The sequence below is a fragment of the Ktedonobacter sp. SOSP1-85 genome (assembly GCF_016587415.1).
Taxonomy (GTDB): Bacteria; Chloroflexota; Ktedonobacteria; order Ktedonobacterales; family Ktedonobacteraceae; genus Ktedonobacter.
This window is the reverse complement of sequence record NZ_BNJI01000001.1, coordinates 2,937,135-2,955,423: the sequence shown is the minus strand read 5'-3', so window position 1 is coordinate 2,955,423 and position 18,289 is coordinate 2,937,135. Positions and strand designations below refer to the sequence as shown.

The 18,289-nt window shown below is 55.0% G+C and carries 14 protein-coding genes and 1 tRNA gene; 10 read left to right on the top strand and 5 right to left on the bottom strand.

The genetic code is table 11. The annotated features are described in order from the left end of the window. Window positions 1–26: 26 nt before the first annotated feature. Window positions 27–1,916 carry a hypothetical protein gene (locus KTE_RS12350; protein ID WP_201381361.1) on the bottom strand — a complete coding sequence of 630 codons (1,890 nt, stop codon included), beginning with the start codon at window positions 1,914–1,916 and terminating at the stop codon, window positions 27–29. A 249-nt stretch (window positions 1,917–2,165) separates the two neighbouring features. On the opposite strand from KTE_RS12350, the gene KTE_RS48840 reads away from it, so the two are divergent. Both KTE_RS48840 and KTE_RS12345 read left to right on the top strand, forming a co-directional pair. Beyond that, a complete protein-coding gene (locus tag KTE_RS48840) occupies window positions 2,166–2,297 on the top strand; it encodes a hypothetical protein (protein ID WP_255552888.1) in 132 nt (43 codons plus the stop codon). A gap of 283 nt (window positions 2,298–2,580) precedes the next feature. Then, window positions 2,581–3,102, top strand: coding sequence for a hypothetical protein (locus KTE_RS12345; protein WP_201381359.1), 522 nt, complete (start codon window positions 2,581–2,583; stop codon window positions 3,100–3,102). Here the strand turns inward: KTE_RS12345 and KTE_RS12340 are convergent. The 3 genes from KTE_RS12340 to KTE_RS12330 all read right to left on the bottom strand — a co-directional run bounded on the left by KTE_RS12340 (window position 3,089) and on the right by KTE_RS12330 (window position 5,153). Next, entirely contained in the window at window positions 3,089–3,619 is a 531-nt protein-coding gene (locus tag KTE_RS12340) for a hypothetical protein (protein ID WP_201381357.1), read from the bottom strand. The genes KTE_RS12345 and KTE_RS12340 overlap by 14 nt on opposite strands. Before the next feature lie 30 nt (window positions 3,620–3,649). Further along, entirely contained in the window at window positions 3,650–4,012 is a 363-nt protein-coding gene (locus KTE_RS12335) for a CPCC family cysteine-rich protein (RefSeq protein WP_201381355.1), read from the bottom strand. Window positions 4,013–5,080: 1,068 nt separating this feature from the next. After that, window positions 5,081–5,153 (bottom strand) — tRNA-Phe (locus KTE_RS12330). Between the two features lie 444 nt (window positions 5,154–5,597). Here KTE_RS12330 and KTE_RS12325 point away from each other — a divergent pair. The 3 genes from KTE_RS12325 (at window position 5,598) to KTE_RS12315 (ending at window position 12,132) form a co-directional block, all read left to right on the top strand. Continuing rightward, on the top strand, window positions 5,598–7,259 hold the full coding sequence (locus KTE_RS12325) for a ribonuclease J (protein WP_201381353.1): 1,662 nt from the start codon (window positions 5,598–5,600) through the stop codon (window positions 7,257–7,259). Between the two features lie 149 nt (window positions 7,260–7,408). Next, window positions 7,409–8,836 (top strand): hypothetical protein, encoded by a 1,428-nt coding sequence (locus tag KTE_RS12320; protein WP_201381351.1) that lies wholly within the window; start codon window positions 7,409–7,411, stop codon window positions 8,834–8,836. Between the two features lie 137 nt (window positions 8,837–8,973). Next, entirely contained in the window at window positions 8,974–12,132 is a 3,159-nt protein-coding gene (locus KTE_RS12315; RefSeq protein ID WP_201381349.1) for a DNA translocase FtsK, read from the top strand. A 200-nt stretch (window positions 12,133–12,332) separates the two neighbouring features. Here KTE_RS12315 and trmD read toward each other — a convergent pair whose 3' ends face one another. Next, entirely contained in the window at window positions 12,333–13,085 is a 753-nt protein-coding gene (trmD, locus tag KTE_RS12310; protein WP_201381347.1) for a tRNA (guanosine(37)-N1)-methyltransferase TrmD, read from the bottom strand. A 320-nt stretch (window positions 13,086–13,405) separates the two neighbouring features. Between trmD and KTE_RS12305 the strand changes: the two genes are divergently transcribed. The 5 genes from KTE_RS12305 to KTE_RS12285 all read left to right on the top strand — a co-directional run bounded on the left by KTE_RS12305 (window position 13,406) and on the right by KTE_RS12285 (window position 18,278). Continuing rightward, window positions 13,406–15,121 (top strand): cell wall metabolism sensor histidine kinase WalK, encoded by a 1,716-nt coding sequence (locus KTE_RS12305; RefSeq protein ID WP_201381344.1) that lies wholly within the window; start codon window positions 13,406–13,408, stop codon window positions 15,119–15,121. Continuing rightward, window positions 15,121–15,843 carry a response regulator transcription factor gene (locus KTE_RS12300; protein ID WP_201370429.1) on the top strand — a complete coding sequence of 241 codons (723 nt, stop codon included), beginning with the start codon at window positions 15,121–15,123 and terminating at the stop codon, window positions 15,841–15,843. Before KTE_RS12305 ends, KTE_RS12300 begins: the two co-directional genes overlap by 1 nt. Before the next feature lie 33 nt (window positions 15,844–15,876). Further along, the gene (locus tag KTE_RS12295; protein ID WP_201381342.1) at window positions 15,877–16,863 is read left to right on the top strand and encodes a uroporphyrinogen decarboxylase family protein; all 987 of its coding nucleotides are present in this window, start codon (window positions 15,877–15,879) and stop codon (window positions 16,861–16,863) included. A 583-nt stretch (window positions 16,864–17,446) separates the two neighbouring features. Next, complete coding sequence (locus tag KTE_RS12290) at window positions 17,447–17,962, top strand: NUDIX hydrolase (RefSeq protein WP_201381340.1); 516 nt, start codon at window positions 17,447–17,449, stop codon at window positions 17,960–17,962. Between the two features lie 4 nt (window positions 17,963–17,966). Then, window positions 17,967–18,278 carry a hypothetical protein gene (locus KTE_RS12285; protein WP_201370433.1) on the top strand — a complete coding sequence of 104 codons (312 nt, stop codon included), beginning with the start codon at window positions 17,967–17,969 and terminating at the stop codon, window positions 18,276–18,278. Window positions 18,279–18,289: the final 11 nt, after the last annotated feature.

The following is an 18,289-nucleotide window of genomic DNA, read 5'->3' as shown; positions in this document are numbered from 1 at the left end:
ACTCGCCACTGCATTTCCTTTCACACTTACACCTCTTCTAGCTGGGCGGGGACGGCTGGCGCGCCGGGCCAGCTAATGGGCAGGCCCTCAAGGCGCATGATCTTGAGCGCGTTAGAAGTGGGGCAGGGACCCGTACGCAGGCAGTAATCAAAGCTCATTTTGCCTTTGATGACGTGCTCGCGGAAATGATAGTTGTAGATTTGCGGAAGTTCATCAGAGAGTGCGACCAGTTCCAGGTCATGCGTCGAGATTGCTCCCAGGCAGTGCTGGCCCGCCAGGGCATAGATATAGGCGTGGCTGCCGATCAGGCGCTCGCGGTTATTGGTGCCTTTGAAAATCTCGTCAATCAAGAAGAAGAGCGGGTAGCGTGGCTGGCCCTGCAAGCGCGAGAGAATCTGGCGTAGGCGTCGCACCTCGGCGTAGAAGTATGAGTAGCCATCTGTCACCGAATCCACGACGCGGATACAGCAGCAGAGCTCAAAGAGCGTGGTACGCAGCGAGGCCGCATTGACTGGTCCACCCGCGTAGGCCAGACAGAGATTGAGTCCTACAGTACGCAGGAAGGTGCTTTTCCCCGCCATATTAGAGCCTGTAATCAGCATCACATCGCCCTGACGTGCGAAGCTGATATCATTAGTCACCTTGCCCTCTGGCTCCAGCAGCGGATGCCCAAGTGCCGTACCCTGGAGCAATGGCGCGTCTCCCAGCTTCTCCTGGGCGACTACCTCTGGCAGGGTGTATTCAGGGTTGAGATAAGCGAAATTCGCCAATGAGCAGAGCGCCTCCAGCTCAAACCAGGCCGAGAGCCACTGAGGCAGGTTAGTAATGGCGACTTGTTTGGAGAGGGCCAGCTGGTCTGCGATATAAGCGTCCCACGGTAGGATGGCATTCAGGAAGAGTGCCCCCACCTGGTCCTGCGAGAATGTGGCCATGCGTGCCAGGCGACGTAGGCGTGCCAGGAGGTGTGTAGGACCCTGGGCTTTCTCCTGCGCGAAGGGCGCGCATAGCTCTTGCAGGCGCGAACCCTCCTGATAGGGATAGTGCTCCAGGTAGCCAAAGATATCCCCCAATTGCGCGAAGCTCTGGCTGATAAAAGAGGAGTCCGCGAAGAGAGCCAGGCGGTCGCGCATCGTAAAGAGCGACCAGGACACACTTACCAGCAGCGAGACCAGAGGGACCATCACGGGAAATATTCCCAGCGCGTAGAGCAGGAGAGATGCGAGTAGGATCACCGTCAAGACGCAGGGGACGAGTAACTTATAGCGTGGCGGACGCGGCGCGTCATCCTGGGCCAGCCAGAGCAGGATGCGTTTGGCATCAAAGAGTTCGCTCATGTAGCGCGTTGTGTAGAGCGAGTGAAAGGCCAGCTTGTGGCGAAAGCGCGTCTGTGTGGTCAGTTCACGCACCAGGGCCTGGCGCTGCTGAATGGTCTCCAGGTCTGGCTCGCGCTGCAAAAGCCACTTGCGCAGATGCAGCGAACCCTCATGAGAGAAAGCCGTATTAAGCAATTGGTGCAGCGAATACTCGCCCGAGATATCCAGGTCGTTCTCAAAGGGATGATCTGATTGCTCGCTCCTGGCTGGCACAGCGGGAATATGCTCCCAGTCCAGCGTAGCGCGGGCGACCTGCGTCTCATAGAACTGTACCAGGTTTTTTAGTTTGAGCGCGCTATCGCTGTAGGCCACCTGTTGCTTGCGAGAATAGTAGAAGTACGCTATGGCGCCCAGGATGGCTAGCACACCCAGCGGGCGAAAGATCGCGAGCAACACAAAGCTAATCACAAAGCCAAGCAACAGCGCCATGACCTGCTGCCAGGCGAAGTAGTTTGATTTTAGTTCACGCCTGGCGCGACGGGCCTCGAGGCGCTCAATCTGATGTTGAAGAAGGGCGAGGCGTTCTGTTCTGGTCGTTTTCACGCTAAAGTCCTTGCTCAGAAAAATACCACAGTGATATACGGTAGATTCGGGTGGCACGACGCGTGCTTCAACAGCGTCGTGCCGATAACTCTACCTGACATAGCATAGCAGAAACACGTACCCACTTCCAATTTCTTCTATATGCGCATTTTAACTTGTCAAAAGCGCTTTTATCCATGTATAGTAGGCATACAATCATTTTAAAGCTATCATCTATTGTTCTTCCTTCGCATTGTGTTTGTAGAAATTATGACCTGCATATTAAGCACCAAGAGCGCCAAAACAGAAGACACTACCCTGGCCCCTGAACCAGTTCCCGAGTTGCTCATAAATACACCTGCTATCGGTGTCGGCATCTTGCAAGCTATTAGTGATGTATAAACGTACACCACGCCCATGCCGGAGAAAAAGATAGTGCTTGTAAACGGGACATCTACCAGGCTCCTCCTGCAGGGGCGGCGGGCCAAAATGCATGGTCACTCTTGATTCTTCTAAATATTCTCTATAGCTAAACGTGTCAAGCGTGGAAAAGTTCAGCCTCTTCGTGTTTCTCACCCTTGTATGCAAATGGGACATCTGCCCCATACATTCTTCCTTTTTAGAGCTTATATTCTTGTTACAGGTTCTTACCCGCTTGCAATAATAAAAGATATCTGGAGGGATTATGCTGCAAGATATGCGAAAGTATGCGTGGCTGATTATACCACTGCTAGTGGCTCTGATCGTAGGAATTGTGCTTGGGATCGCGATCCCGCAGAATAGTTTGAATACCGCGATTCCATTGCTTGGGGGTTGGCTGTTTCTGCCATACTCTCTATCAGTCTTTAATGGACAGTATATTGATTACACCACGCATGTCCCGACGTGGTTGATCCAACTGATATTCCTTTCCTATGTGCTGGCAATGCTCGTCGCGGTTGGCAGCACCTGGGGGTTACGTCGCACGTGGAAGAAGAGCCGAACTTTATTGTGGGCGTTGGTGATGGCGTGTGTGAGCGTACTGGTCTCTATCCCTGTGAGTCTGCTGGCCCCGAGCCTTAACGACAATGGTATCATGATTACCCCTGCCCTGGTGTTTTTCGCCGTCTGGGCCAATCTGCTGTTCTCAGCACTGCTTGGCTGGGGGATCGGCTGCCTTATCCCCAGGCACAAACTTGAACCAGCTTTACCTCTTACCACCCATTAACTATCCAGGATTCAGCATCGCTCCTGATCAGGGCTGGCTTCTCCCAGCCCTCCAGAACTAGGGCCAGGGGGCGTACTGCCAGCACTGGGTCAGGATGGTGGCGTTTGCTCTCCCACTTCACGTGAGCCGCAACCATACTGGCTACAAATGCCAGTATTTTTTCTTGCCCTGGTCGAACCCGACGAATAACCAGAAGCTCGCCCACAAAGTTGCTATTAGGCGCTGGTGGGGTTGCGTTATTGATGTATGCACGGATAAACATCCAGTCTTCCAGGGCATCCCAGTTTACTCTGTGCCCCTCACGAAATTCAGAGAGGATGGGCTCATCATAACCATATTCGCGCACAAAGGCGTTGGCCATATCCCATTCACCCTGCCACGTGTGCGCGTCGACTTCTGTGATACCACTACTGACCATGCCCAATGTGGCAGCAATGGTGCTTGTTAATGTATTGATTGGACAGGTAAAGAGCCATTGGTTAGGCTGAGGGCTATGTGGAACACGTCTCTTCTTCATAGGTATTCTTCTTGCATTAGGCTATGAGGGCTACTCTTCTTCTGGGAGTGGAGGACGCGTAAATTTAAGGAATCTTTCTTCGCAAGCGCCAATCTTCCGGAAGTTTTCTCGTGCTTTCGTTAGACTTAACCTATGGTTGGGTCCACCAAGGATAGTGTCAGCATCGTGGTCGTCTTGTCCATCATCTTCCCAAAAGCAGACAGAACAAATATCATAACTTCCCCTGCTTGCTAATGTTTTGTAGCAGCAACATGGGCATCTATAGCGCAATCCTTCTACCTCGTGAGAACATACCAAAATACGGCCTAATGCTAATTTCTCGGAAAAGCATAACTCTTGTATTTCTTTATTTCTTTGCTTGATGCGCTCCTGTTCTCTAAGTAATTCTGTCAATGCATGCTCCTGGGGCGCAGGATGAATGACTGCGCCCCTAATTTATTTGTAAACTTACTTTTGTGGTATGAGATCCTTTGGTTCGGAGGCATACCAGGCTGTGTAGCCGCAGTTGATACAGGTAAGAGCGGACAGTGGCGTGTTTGTGGCTTGATCTGTGGACCATTTGCCGTTTTTAGGATTTTGTACCATTGGGAACACACGAAAAGGATATGAGTGAAAACCATACTCGATGGCCGTTGGAATACGTTGGCCCCCACACTCAGGACTGACACTTATACACAAATATGTGATCTTGAGAAAGAACACGGAAGCGATGCGCTGCAGGTGCCTCGTTTTCCCCCATACGAGAGGTGACACACTTTTGGTGAAAAAGTCGCTTGTCTCGTCAAGCTGAAAGCACATCATTGTGCATCAAGGGGCGTTTTTTTCAACACCTTTCCCTCGCACCATGCTGAGGATCTTCTGCACACTTTCATATTTGTGTATAAGTGTCAGCACTCAGGACAGGGGCGTATCATGAATTGCTGCATAAGTGGCTTGACTCCTTTATCTTAATAACTCTCTCTAGCTAAACGTGTCAAGTAGAGAAAAGTGAAGCCTGTGTGTTGATAGCCTCCCTTTCAGAGGGGATTGTGATTTTTTGAAGAAAACTATCAGATGAATGCAAGTAGGAAGATTATGATATAGAATGCGATGACTAAGAGCAAGCCCAGGATGGAGAGTATCAGACCGGTGATGGCTTGACCTCGGCATTGTCTTGAGTTCAGGCCAAGGGCCGAGAATGTAATGCCTACGCAGGGAAGGATGACTCCCATCCCACATGGTAGAATGAAGCCTATCAGACTTATCAGTCTCAGGACGAACCCGGCAATGGCAATCCCTTTATGTCTATCTGGTGGTGGAGCAACGACGAAATAAAGGGGCGGAGCGGCATAAATAGGCGCATAAACCGGCATAGGCAGTGGTTGGGGAGGCTGGTTGCTGTCAGTTTTGCTGTCACGAGCATATGAGAACAAAGAAGAGGCCCGCGTGCAAGCTCTTGCACGCGGGCCTCTTCTTTAAGAGTGCCAAGGGCCGGGATCGAACCGGCGACACCAGCATTTTCAGTGCTGTGCTCTACCAACTGAGCTACCTTGGCGCAGGACATAATATAGCATGTCTCTTGCGAACCGTCAAGCCCCTTTGGCGACTTTTTTTGGCGGCGCGCAAAAATTGGTTCGCCTGCGGTGGAGCGCGCCTCCCTTTGCGAATGATGGCATGTATATCTGCCTTTTTGGGTTGCCTGGGGATGCTTTTACCTCTTTCGTTTGTTATAGTAAGTAGAGAAAAGCTATAGATTTGCCGATAGTGAAACATAACATCACTTTATGGTTGGGGGGCGATGTGGGGCGGCACGGTTCTAGGCCCTTACCCCTTGCTTGTGTTTTATGACCTGCTATGCTACACTGTCAAATGGAATAATATAACTTATTTTGCCTTTACCTCCTGTGGCGGATGCAGGAGTGAAGATATATACAACACAAAAGAGATACGTTTGTCACATCGTGATACACATATAGTTCATTAGGAGGTCCTTTATACATTGACGAAGGATAAAATTCGAGTGGTGCCCCTGGGTGGCTTGGGCGAGATTGGTAAGAACATGATGGTCATCGAGTATGGTGATGACATCCTGATCGTGGATGTGGGGGTGATGTTTCCAGATGACGAGATGTTTGGCGTGGACCTGGTGATCCCTGATACGAGCTATCTGGCTGATAAGAAGCACCGTATACGTGGAATACTCATTACGCACGGACATGAAGACCATGTTGGTAGCCTCCCCTACGTCTTGCCAATGCTTGACTTCCCCCCCATTTACGCGACCCGCCTGACGCAGGGGTTGATTCAGGTGAAGCTGAAAGAGCATAGGCTGCTTGAGAAGACGATCATTAACGTGATCTCCCCCGAGGATAAGCTGGAACTGGGAAGTTGTGGGATTGAGTTCTTCCGCGTCAACCATAGCATTCCCGATGCGATTGGCATTGTCATTCGCACGCCCATCGGTACTGTTGTGCATACGGGCGACTATAAGTTCGACTATACCCCCGTTGATGGCAAGCCCGCCGATCTTGGTAAATTGGGAGAGCTGGGCAACCAGGGTGTGCTGCTCATGATGGGCGATAGCACACGTGTTGAGTCTCCCGGCTATACGCCCTCCGAGCGCGTCATCAATGACTCGCTGGACAAGATTTTCGCCAATGCGCCCGGGCGCGTGATCGTGGCAACCTTTGCCTCGCTGATCTCGCGTGTGCAGCAGGTGGTGGATACGGCGGAGCGCTATGAGCGCTTTGTGGCCCTGGTTGGGCGCAGCATGATCAACAATGTGCAGATGGCCATTGAGCTTGGCTACCTGCGTGTGCCGAAGGGTATGTTGATTCGCGCCGAGGACATCAATAAGTTCAATCCCGGGCAGGTGGTGATCATCTGTACAGGAAGCCAGGGTGAGCCAACATCGGCTCTGACACGTATCGCGAACGAGGATCATCGCCTGGTGCGCATTCAGGAAGCGGACACGGTCATTCTCTCCGCGACTCCGGTGCCGGGCAATGAGAAGATGGTGCATCGCACAATTAATAGCCTCTTCCGCCAGGGGGCTGAGGTCTTCTACCAGGGCCTCTCCAATGTGCATGTCTCCGGACACGCCGCGCAGGAAGAGTTGAAGCTGATGCTGAGTCTGCTGCGTCCGAAGTTCTTCCTCCCCGTTCACGGCGAGTATCGCCAGTTGATCCTGCACGCGAAGCTGGCCTATTCGCTGGGTACTCCTGAGGAGCACATCGTGGTTGCTGAGGATGGCGATATCATTGAGCTGACGCAGGAGCGCATCGAGATGGTTGGACATACCACCTCAGGGAATGTCTATGTTGATGGCTTGAGCGTGGGTGACGTGGGTCAGATTGTCTTGCGTGACCGCAAGGTACTGTCGCAGGATGGTATCCTGATGGCGGTGCTCACCGTCGATAAGGAGACTGGTCTACCTATCGCGGGCCCCGACATCGTGACGCGTGGCTTTGTCTACATGCGCGATGCCGAGGAGTTACTGACGAGCGCTCGCGAGCGTGTGATTGACTCTCTCAGTGGCCTGAACGGCCATAGCTCCGACTGGTCCTTTGTGAAGGACAAGATCAAGAGCACGTTGAGCGAGTATCTCTATGAGAAGACGCGCCGCCGTCCTATGATCTTGCCGGTCGTCATGGAAGTTTAAAAAACGCACATAAAAATGGGTCTGGGCATTCGCCCAGACCCATTTTTATGTGCGTTTTTGTGCACAGGCTTTGTACGGTTTGGCGCTGTTTTGCGTGTTATAGTAGTAAGTAGGAAAATAGCGCGGCGCGCAGTGAAAGGCAATGGGGCATGAAGCCGTACGAAGACGATGATGATATGGAGTTGGAGGTCGTCGACCTGGGCGATTTCGAGAATGATCCGGAAGATGTCTGGAAGAGTTCACTGCCATCGCGGGAGAAGACCGCCTTGCCGGAGTCGCGCGAGCCTCTTCCACTGTGGCGGAGGCGGAGCGTGCAAGTGCCTTTTGTAACGGCGGCCTTCTGTGTGGGGCTGGTGGCGTTGCTCCTGACCAGTGGAAGCTGGTCCTGGTTCGCTAGTAAATTCGTGCCTCAGCCACCCATCACTTCCGCGAATACCCTGGATATGGGTGAGTCATGCATCAATGATGCCGAACTGGCCCCCAATAAAGAGGTGATCGCGGTCATGGAGCGCGATTATTGTTATCTGCCCTCGCTCTCTCGTATCGAGGGGCGCACTGGTAATGCCAGGCTCAAACTCTTTGACGCACACTCGAAGCGTCTCCTGGGCCAGTTTGCCCTCGCTAACGCGATTCTCGATATCGTTCATAAGCAGCAGTTGAGGACGGAGGATGTGAGCGATATCTACTATCTTACTGTGAGCTGGTCACCTGATAGCAAGAAGGTGATTTGCGCCTTCCAACTGGCTCTGACACCCAGGAACTCGATGTTTGTAGGGACGCTCAGGACGCTGGCGGGCCTGTATGTGCTCGATCTGCCGAAACAAACGCATATCTACCTCGCCACTGACGAGTCCAGTGCCGCATCTCCTTCGAGCTTTATGGAGTTGGGCCTGGTCTGGGATGTGCTGAAGGGCATCCAGGTTCCGCAAGCTGAGCGCGTGCTGGAGACCAGCGCCAATACTGGCTTACAATGGGATGGGCAAGGGCACCTGGTACATCCGCCAGCAGGTACGCTCTCCGGCACGAATGTGGGAAGCGTACATAGTGGAGAGCCCTTTACTTTCTGGCAGCCTGGAAAGGTCCAGGTCTTGGATACGACGCCGGAGAGGCAGTATGTCTGGAATGCCTCCTGTGTGAGCTGGTCGAGTGATGGGCGCTACATGGCTATCCTCTACTGGCAAGCGCGTATAAGCCTACCCGGGCAAGCGCCCTTAGCGCCGGATGTGTTGAAGGGAGCCTCACTGGATCAATTGCCGGTCTTGCCAGTGCATGATAAAGCTCTTGAGATGCTTCTGCGCTCCCAATCTAAAGGTCTGGAGACGAAGACGTTTGCCTGGAGGCCCGATGGCCAGGTGCTGGCGGTGTATGATCATCAAGGAGAGCGCCTCTTGCTCTATAACGCCAATACGGGCGCGCTCTGGCGTGTGTATGGTGTCTCCGTGAGTGATCATAACGATGAGGCGGCGGACCTGATCGCCTCCAGCGTGCTGCAATGGACCCCTGATGGCAAGACACTCTTCCTGGCCCTGCGCACCGGTTCCATGCAGCTCTGGCAGGGAAGTGTCCTTCCCGCCTGATGAGGTTGTGGTGCTGCATGCAGCACCACAACCTCATCAGGCGGGAAAAACTCCTGTTCTGCTACTTGCTTCTTTTGAACATCTGCGCTATCATAACGGGTGTCTCCGACGTTATGCACTCAGGAGGGAACCTCATTATGGCTGGTAGTAGCTCGAAAAAAGAGGCGAAGAGTCAGGTAAGCGGCACTTCGCGCGTGAGTAGCGCCGCGGGCGCGGTCGGTTCGCAAAGCGTACAGAAGGCTCAAATGGAGCAGCGCACGAACCTTCCCTCTTCGCGCCAGGGGCAGACTCCGCGTACGCGTGCCAGCGCTTCGTCTTCGCCTTCACGTTCGGGTCGTGGAGCATCTGTGTCGGGCGGGCGCAAGAAGGGCGTGGCTTCTAGTCGTCCGGGCGCGTCTCCTCGCTCTGCCGCTCCCCCTCCTGCCACCAGCGATACACGCTTTCTTCAGTGGGCGCAGCAGAAATGGGCCTCGTTGGAGGCACACCAGCGCCAGCGGGTATTTAGTAGTGTGCTGCTGGTGCTTTCTCTGCTCCTCTTTGGCTCGCTGACCTTCTTTAGTAAGGTTCCCGTTCTGCGCAATATTAACCAGTTCTTTCTCGTCTTCTTTGGCTGGTCGGCCTATCCGCTCTCCATCGGGCTGGTGCTCTTCGCCGCCGCTCACTTAATGGAAGGCTTGCGCAATGAACGCCTGGTGCGCCTCTCTATGGTCTGGGGACTGGTCGTTATCTGGCTCTTGCTTCTCGTGGAGAGTCGCCTGCTGCTGGGCTATGGCAAGGCGGGCGTGCTGGCCGACCTGCTGGCGCTGCCACTCCTGGGCTGGCCGACCGCGGTCGCACACGTGGGCCTGATTGGCCTGATTATCTTAGCTATTATCCTTACCTTCCGTATCACCTTTGGCCATGTTCTGCTTGTCGTGGGTTTCTTCCAGCACCTGGTCGCTGATCCCCTACCGCGTGCAGGTGAGTCTGATGAGATGGAGTTGAGCGAGAGGCGGCGGATCTCCGCCTTCCTGGGACAGCGCCCGCGCTTCAGTCGCTTTGGCCGCAGCGCTGGTATTAAGATTGGGCCCCAGGATGATGAGGAGGAAGAGGAGGAGATCGACGAGACACCAACGATCCCCAATGACCGCGAGGCAGTACAGCAGATCGTGATGGCCGCCAAGAGGCGCTCCGCTCCTCCTCAGCAATATGAGGACGAAGAGGATGATGAGAATGTTGAGTTTGAGCAGGACTTCGGCTTTGATGACGAAGACGATGACCCGCGCAACGATATCAATATTCATAAGCACCACGTTGGCTCCGTGCCACGCCGGGACCTCAAGGTTCCCCCGGCGCTCGACGCCAGGGGCTATGCCAACTCGGTGCGCGGCGCTAACCAGCAGGAACTGCCCTTTAATGAAAGCCAGGCGCGGCGCGCAGGCGCAAAACGTGGCGAAGAGATCGCGAACAGCCGTATGGAGCCGCTCGCGCCCAATCCCCGCTTGGGCAAGCGCCAGGAGCAGCAGGCGATAAATCTGCCAGGGGCAGAGGCCGTCCCCAAAATTCCTAAGGGCGCGAAGAATGTTCCATCCCAGGTCATGCCGAACGTGGTCTCGCGCTGGAAACTGCCAGAGAACACACTGCTCAATAATGCCGAAGAGACCAAGCTCCAGGCCTATGGTGACGACACGGCTGAACTGGCGCGCCTGATTCAGGAGACCCTGCACAGCTTCCATGTCAATGCCGAGGTGCGCCCGGAGGATATCAGCATTGGGCCTACCGTGATTCGTTTCGGTATTCGGCCCACGGGCAAGGCCTCGATGATCAAGGACGACAAAACCGGCAGGATGATTCCCGCACTCGATGCCGCCGGGAATATCGTTTATGAGACGCGCACGCGTGTGAGCCGCATCATGGCCCTGCAAAACGACCTGGCCCTGGTGCTCGAAGCCAAAACGATTCGTATGGAGGCACCCGTCCCTGGCCGCCCCTACGTCGGTGTGGAGGTCCCTAACAAGAACAGTCGCATGGTGACCCTGCGCGAGGTGCTGGAGAGCAAAGAGTATCTCGCCGCGAAGGGGAAGTCCAAGCTCTCTATTGGCCTGGGCAAGGACGTAGCCGGTCAGGTGCGCCTGGGTGACCTGGCGCGTATGCCGCACCTGCTGATCGCGGGCGCGACTGGAGCTGGCAAGAGCGTCTGTATCAATACGATTATCGCCAGCATCCTGACGCAGGCCACGCCCGATGATGTACGCATGCTGATGGTTGACCCCAAAATGGTTGAGCTGAGCCTGTACAATGGGATTCCGCACCTGCTCTCGCCCGTGGTTATTGATGTCGATAAGGTGGTGCCGCTCTTAAAGAACGCCATCAATGAGATGGAGCGGCGCTATCGCCTCTTCTCTCAACTGGGCGTGCGTAACCTGGACGGTTACCGCAAGATGCGCCGCGAGCGCATCGCCAATGGCGACACCTCGCTGAATAATCTCCCGGCAATCGTGATCATTATTGATGAGCTGGCCGACCTGATGATGGCCGCCCCCGAAGAGGTGGAGTCCATGATCTGTCGCCTGGCGCAGCTAGCACGCGCGACTGGTATTCACCTGGTTATCGCGACGCAGCGCCCCTCGGTGGATGTCATCACCGGCCTGATCAAGGCGAATATTCCCACGCGTATCTCCTTCATGGTCAGCTCCGCCGTGGACTCGCGCACGATTATCGATATGGGCGGTGCTGAGCGCCTGCTGGGACGCGGCGATATGCTCTATCTTCCGGCGGATGCAGGACGCCCTGAGCGCATTCAGGGAGCCTTCCTGGCTGATGAGGAAGTGGAGCGCCTGGTGGAATACTGGAGCAAGCAGGCCCAGGCCATCGCTAATGAGGGGGCTGAGGATCCAGTTGCCACGCCCGCGCCCCAGGTGGTTGAGCCGGGCTGGGAGATCAAGGATGAGCCAAATTCCGATGACGTGGAGCTGGATGATGAACTGCTCGACCGCGCCGAGGAGATCGTGCGTGAGTATGGGCGTGCCTCCATCTCGCTGCTCCAGCGCCGCCTGCGCATCGGCTATTCACGCGCGGCCCGCCTGATCGACCTGCTGGAGGATAGAGGCATTATCGGCCAGTTCGAGCCAGGAGGGCGTGCACGAGAGATTCTGGATAGCAGCAATGGTGGTGGATCGCATCATCGCGCCGATGAGTCTGGCGACTCACTGGCCGATGTCGCGGAGGATATCGCCGCCGAAGAGCGTGCCCGTAACGACTTCCTCCGCCAGCAGGCCGCAAAACGTAATATAGCAGCAGGGCGCCAAGAAGAGTAATGCGTGGTGGAATGAGACTGTCTATTGTGCGAAAAGGCGTCAAATACTCGGTAGGGACCCGCTTTAGCGCGTCCGAAGGCGATTCATCGCCTGTGGGCGCAGCCCAAATTGTTCCCTTCGATATCTCGCTTGATGAGTCGCTTCGTTCCACAGCAAAAATTTGGCTTACACGGAACTGCCATAAATGGCGTTCGGACGCGCTAAAGCGGGTCCCTACCGGATTGGTTGTCGCGCTCCTCTTCGTCCATTTCCCTGAGCAGTTTTTTATCTTGCTTGCTAGTAAGGTCGAGTTGGGCGTAAAGGTCGGGGCGGCGCAGGCGCGTCTTCTTCAGGGCCTCCTTGCGGCGCCAGCGCGCGATCTGTTCGTGGTGTCCCGAGAGCAGGACATCGGGCACGTGCCAGCCACGGAACTCGGGCGGGCGTGTGTAGTGAGGATATTCCAGCATATGGCTGGAGTGCGACTCCTCAGTGGTCGAGCCTTCGGCAAGAACGCCGGGCAGGAGGCGACTCACCGCGTCAACAACGATCATGGCTGCAAGTTCGCCCCCTGTGAGCACATAATCGCCAATCGAGATTTCATCGGTGACAAGGTGCTGGATCACGCGCTCATCGATGCCCTCGTAGTGCCCACACAGCAATGTGATGCGCGACTCCTGTGCCAGGTCCTGCGCGATCTGCTGGTTAAAGAGGCGTCCCTGGGGCGTCAGGTAGATGATGGGACCGCCCTGGTGAACCGCCTCAATGGCGTTAAAGATGGGATCTGGCTTCATGACCATGCCAGCGCCACCACCATAGGGATAATCATCCACGACATGATGCTTATCCGTTGTGGCATTACGAATGTTGTGGAGCGCCACGCTCAGCAGCTCACGGTCCTGGGCGCGCTTGAGAATGCTCTCAGTTAATGGCCCCTGAAACATGCCAGGGAAGAGGGTAAAAATATCAAAATGCATGATAATATTCCGGTCGTTAATGAAGCAGTATGTCTCCATGGGGTATTAGGATGTGTTGGTGGGCTGGCTCCGCCAGCCCACCAACACATCCTAATACCCCAGTGAGCCACGCAGTGGTGATCTGTTTTGAGAGAAAAGTATATCAAGTGAGGGGAAAAAAGACAAGAAAGCAGGAGGTGCGCATAAAGAGTATCTTTCTTTCTGCCAGGAGGTGTGCTACACTGACAGAAGCAATTTTAACCTTCTAACGAACTCCTGGTTTTCAACCGGCCAGCCCGTACATCTGCCAGATCAAACGTCGAGTGGAGTCTATTATTCCTATGTCCTGGTCTCAATTGCATCAGTCCGAAGATCTGCACGACCAAGTAACTCTTCTGGTTGGAAGCGCTATACAACTGCTAGGAAGCGATGCTGGTGTCTTTGTCATCTCCAATGAGGCCTTTGATCCACAGCGAAACGTTGAGTATATCGCCTATCACCTGCGCCCGGAGGTGCCTCCTGATCTATTACAGCGCGTTCAGGAGGGTTTGCAGCCTACCTCGCGCCACCCCATGGTGATAGAGATTCTGGAGCCTGCCTGGGCCAGGAGGGTGTATGGTGAGGAGCAGGTGGAGAGTAACGGCACGCATGACGCCAGCGGTGAGCCACATGAGTCTGAGGCAGCACCTTCATCAGGTCCGGAGAGGGACGCGTCCTGGCACGAGCTAGAGGTTTGCTCACTCGCCGTCTTTGATGCGGCAGGCCCGCTGGGGACACTGCACTTTCTTCGCCCCACCGGTACTCGCTCATGCTTTGAAGTGCATGAAGAGAAGATGGGGGTGTGCCAGGGGAAGCGTACGTATGACTCCGACGCGGAAGAGGGAGGCGAGGAGAACGCCACTCTGCTCATGTTTATTGTGCAACTGGCCGCGTCCCTGCGTTGTGCCTTTAAGGCGCAGGCCCTGGTGAGCGAGCAGGAGCGCCTGGCTTCCATCTTTCGCTATAGCACCGAGGGCCTCCTGACCGTCGATAGCGCGCTAAGGATCATTGATTTTAATCCCGCCATGGAGAAGTTGACCGGGTGGCGCGAAAGCGAGGTATTGGGGGAATTATATTTCTCGGTACTGCGTCCTCGCGACCGGCAGGGCAATGAACTAAGCTTGCAGGAATCGCCAATCTTGCAGGCCTTCGCGGGCCAGCGTGTCGTCAACCGCGAGATGATTTTTACCACGCGTGATGGCCTGCCCGTCGATGTGCGTGTAACTGCCTCCTGTGTTCGTTCAGCGCGTGGGGAACTGCTCAATGGCTTTCTCACGGTGCATGATATCACGCTGGAGCGCGAGCAGGAGGAGCAGCGCTCGACCTTTATCTCTGTGGTCTCGCATGAGCTACAGACGCCCATTGCCATCATCAAGGGCTATGCCTCGACCCTGGCGCGTATTGGGAGTCGCCTCGCGCCCCAGGCCTTGCAGACGCGGTTGGTTGCGATTGAAGAGGAGGCCGACCGCTTAAATAAGCTGGTGGGGAACCTGCTGTATGCCTCGCGTATCCAGGCCAATGGCCTCCAGATGGAGATTGCGCCCCTGGATCTGGAGCCACTGATCGAGACAGTCGTCAGGCGCTTGCAGATTCGCTACGCCGACTTGCAGGCCACGCTTGAGATATCGCCTGACCTGCCGAGTGTCATGGCGGATCGCGAGCGTATTGAAGAAGTGTTACAAAATTTGCTGGATAACGCGATCAAATATTCATCGGGCCAGCTTAAGATTGCCATTTCCGCGCGTGCTACCAGCAACGAGGTCATTGTGAGCGTACGCGATATGGGCATGGGGATCTCACTACGCGACCAGGAGCAGATTTTTAAGCGTTTTCGCCGCATTGGCAATCCCCTGGCGCAGTCCACTCCAGGCACGGGTCTAGGCCTCTACATCTGCCGTGCCATCGTGGAGGCTCACGGGGGCCGGATCTGGGTAGAGAGTACCCTGCGTCAGGGGTCAACGTTTTCGTTTAGCCTGCCGCGCGAGAAGCAGGCACAGTTACCGATGGTGGTGTTTTGATGGAGAATGAAGTTTTCGACCAGCGTGATATGACCATTTTAATTGTGGATGACGAGCCACGCATCCGCGACTTTGTGCGTATGAACCTGGAAATGGAGCACTACCGCGTTATCGAGGCCAGTAATGGCTTGGAGGCGCTTGATCAGCTACGCGAGCACCTGCCTGACCTGGTAGTCCTGGATGTCATGATGCCAGAGATGGACGGCTTCGAGACCTTAAAAGCCATTCGCGAGGTCTCGACCGTGCCTGTGGTGATGCTGACGGTGCGCCAGAGCGAGCAAGATAAGATTCGCGGGCTGGACCTGGGAGCCGATGACTATATCGCCAAGCCCTTCAGCCCACCCGAACTACTCTCGCGTATTCGCGCCCTGCTGCGCCGCTCGCTCATGTCCCCCCCGGCGCGCAAGACCGAGATCGTGGTCGACGAAGACCTGCAAATAGACTTCGCGCGTCGCGAGGTCATGGTGCGCGGCAAGAAGGTCGTCTTGCGGCCAACGGAGTACCGTCTTCTCTATCACCTGGTGAGCAATGCGGGGCGGCTGATGACGCACGAGACCCTGCTCTCAAAGGTCTGGGGGCGAGAGTATCGCGACGAGGCCCACTATTTACGTCTCTACATCACCTATTTGCGCCAGAAACTAGAGGAAGATCCAGCCCATCCTAAATATATACTCACGGAACGTGGTATTGGATACCGCTTCAAAGAGCTAGACAATCAGTAGATCTCGCATCAGAGAAAGGATCAAGAAGCTAGCATGAATAAGAAGGAACGTGTTGAAGCCGTGCTACGCGGTGAGGCGGTTGACCGGGTTCCGGTGAGCGCCTGGTGGCATGATTACCAGCGTGAAGGCAGCGCCCAGATGTTGGCCGAGGCCACTCTGGAGAGCTATAGCCGCTATGACTGGGATTATGTCAAGGTCACGCCGCGATCGAGCTATATTGTGGAAGGCTGGAAAGCGCGCTATAAGCCGTCCACGGAGAAGTATATGCCGCCTGTGTTGGAGGCCACGCCCATTCGTGGCTCCTCCGATTGGAAGCGCCTGCGGCATATCGAGCCTGACCAGGGAGCGCTGGGTGAGCAGCTTTTAGTACTACAACTGATCAACCACGCGCTGGGCTTTGAAGCCTATTTTATGGAGACCGTCTTCTCGCCCCTGGCGGTGGCGCAGATCCTGGTAGGTGGGAGCGAACAGGTGCTCCTGACGATGCGCGAGGATCGAAATGCCATGCATGCCGCGCTCCGTGTTATCTCTGAAACGATTACCTCGTTTGCGATTGCCTGCCTGGAGCAGGGCGCGCATGGTATTTATTATGAAACCAATGGCTGGGCCAGCACCGAGCAGTTGACCGCCGACAAGTATCGTGAATTTGGCGAGCAGTATGACCAGGAGATTCTCGACGCACTGAAGAGTCGCAGCAAGTGTACGGCGCTCCATAATAGTGGCGCGAACATCCATTTTGACCTGCTGGCGAGCTATCCCATTCATGCCATCAACTGGGCGAGCGAGGCGAGTGGGAATCCCGACTTGCGCGATGGGCAGCGCCGCTCAGGGAAAGTTGTCATGGGCGGCTTGAGCCAGGGGGCCTTCCAGAAGGGCGCCAGCCCCAGCCAGGTGCAGGACGAGGTTGGTAGTGCGCTTGAAGCCACGGGTGGAAAGCATCTACTGCTCGCGCCTGGAGGTTGTCTCACCCCCGACGTGCCGACGAAGAGCCTCAATGCATTACGCCGCGTGTTATCTTGAGTTATCTTGCTTGACACTCTGAAGCGCATTCGCTATACTCACACATAATTTTAAACCGCAAAATGGATGCACTCCATTTCGGTAGGGACCCGCTTTAGCGCGTCCAAATGCCATTCACGGCAGTGCGGCGTAAGCCTGCTTTTTGAGGAGGCGTGTTTGCCTCACGATGGTGCAGACAGAGGCGTTTTTGGGCTGCGCCTACAGGCGATGAATCGCCTTTGGACGCGCTAAAGCGGACCCCTACTGATGGGAGAGCCGCCTTTGTAGGCGCGTACGTGAGTAGCGCTCTTGCGTGATCTGCTCTAATCGCCAAGGATGGCTAAGGACGGGGCAGGATGGAAAAAATGTTGTATAGTGTATTCGATATTCGTCTACGATAGAGAAGCTAGCGAGATACGCCTGGGTTGTCATGAGATATGGGCGTGTATAGCGCGAAATAGTCAATGATGACGAACTGAATGGGAAAATAGAGTGTGCTACCAGTCTGCCAATCTGGTAACATGGTAGTAATTCATTCATCTATAGACCTATTCAGTACAATTAGAGGGGGGTTGAAGCGCGAGAAATGGAGCGATACCGCACAATGCGAGCGTACTCGGCAGGGGGCGTCGTGTTTCGCCTGGTTCCGATGCGGGCCTCGGAGCAATTGTTATTGCAGCACGAGGCATATGCTGGAGAGCATGAGCAAGCGGAGAGAGCGGGCAGCATGGAGGTAGTGCTGGTTGGGCGTAGCCACGCGGGAATATGGGCTTTACCCAAGGGAACACCTCAACCTGGCGAGACAGCTGAGCAAGTTGCGGTTCGTGAGGTGCGCGAGGAGACAGGGCTTGAGGTACGATTGATCACTTATGTGGGCAGTATCTCATACTCTTTTGTGCGAGACCAGGTACGATACCATAAACAAGTGCGTCATTTTCTGCTGGAAGCAGTTGGTGGGGATACCTCTTTCCATGATTGTGAATATGATATGGTGGAGTGGTTCCCCTTGCATGAAGCTTGTCGTCGTCTGACCTATCAAAATGAAGTACATATTCTGTACCAGGCGGAGGAAATGCTCTCGCGCTGGTTACAGTATCAACGTAAAGAGAGGCAACCATAGCTTTATGAGCCAGCCGCAGGATTATTCGCTCATTCGTCGCATACTCTTGCCCTTTAGTGGGAATGAGACCATCACGCCCGGGCAGAGGTGGAGAGTCATGCTTGTGTGGGGGCTGGTGTTTACGCTTCCCATGGTACTATGTACTCTGCTTGTGGGGCTCGCGGCCAAATCAAGCACCGGGAAGTTAATCACGTTGCTGACGATTGTGTTTCTGGCAGGTATCATTATATTTGGAGCGACCGCGGCCTTCGCCGTGAGCAGTATTAACCGCTCTGTGCGTCTGCGAGAGCAACGCAAGGAACAGGCCAATAAATAGCACCAGTGGAG

Bases quoted from the DNA above. Each gene is read 5' to 3' on its own strand.
- KTE_RS12315 (WP_201381349.1), top strand. From the start codon at position 8,974: ATGGCTGGTAGTAGCTCGAAAAAAGAGGCGAAGAGTCAGGTAAGCGGC.
- KTE_RS12285 (WP_201370433.1), top strand. From the start codon at position 17,967: ATGAGCCAGCCGCAGGATTATTCGCTCATTCGTCGCATACTCTTGCCC.
- KTE_RS12320 (WP_201381351.1), top strand. From the start codon at position 7,409: ATGAAGCCGTACGAAGACGATGATGATATGGAGTTGGAGGTCGTCGAC.
- KTE_RS12305 (WP_201381344.1), top strand. From the start codon at position 13,406: ATGTCCTGGTCTCAATTGCATCAGTCCGAAGATCTGCACGACCAAGTA.
- KTE_RS12300 (WP_201370429.1), top strand. From the start codon at position 15,121: ATGGAGAATGAAGTTTTCGACCAGCGTGATATGACCATTTTAATTGTG.
- KTE_RS48840 (WP_255552888.1), top strand. From the start codon at position 2,166: ATGACCTGCATATTAAGCACCAAGAGCGCCAAAACAGAAGACACTACC.
- KTE_RS12340 (WP_201381357.1), bottom strand. From the start codon at position 3,619: ATGAAGAAGAGACGTGTTCCACATAGCCCTCAGCCTAACCAATGGCTC.
- trmD (WP_201381347.1), bottom strand. From the start codon at position 13,085: ATGCATTTTGATATTTTTACCCTCTTCCCTGGCATGTTTCAGGGGCCA.
- KTE_RS12290 (WP_201381340.1), top strand. From the start codon at position 17,447: ATGCGAGCGTACTCGGCAGGGGGCGTCGTGTTTCGCCTGGTTCCGATG.
- KTE_RS12345 (WP_201381359.1), top strand. From the start codon at position 2,581: ATGCTGCAAGATATGCGAAAGTATGCGTGGCTGATTATACCACTGCTA.
- KTE_RS12295 (WP_201381342.1), top strand. From the start codon at position 15,877: ATGAATAAGAAGGAACGTGTTGAAGCCGTGCTACGCGGTGAGGCGGTT.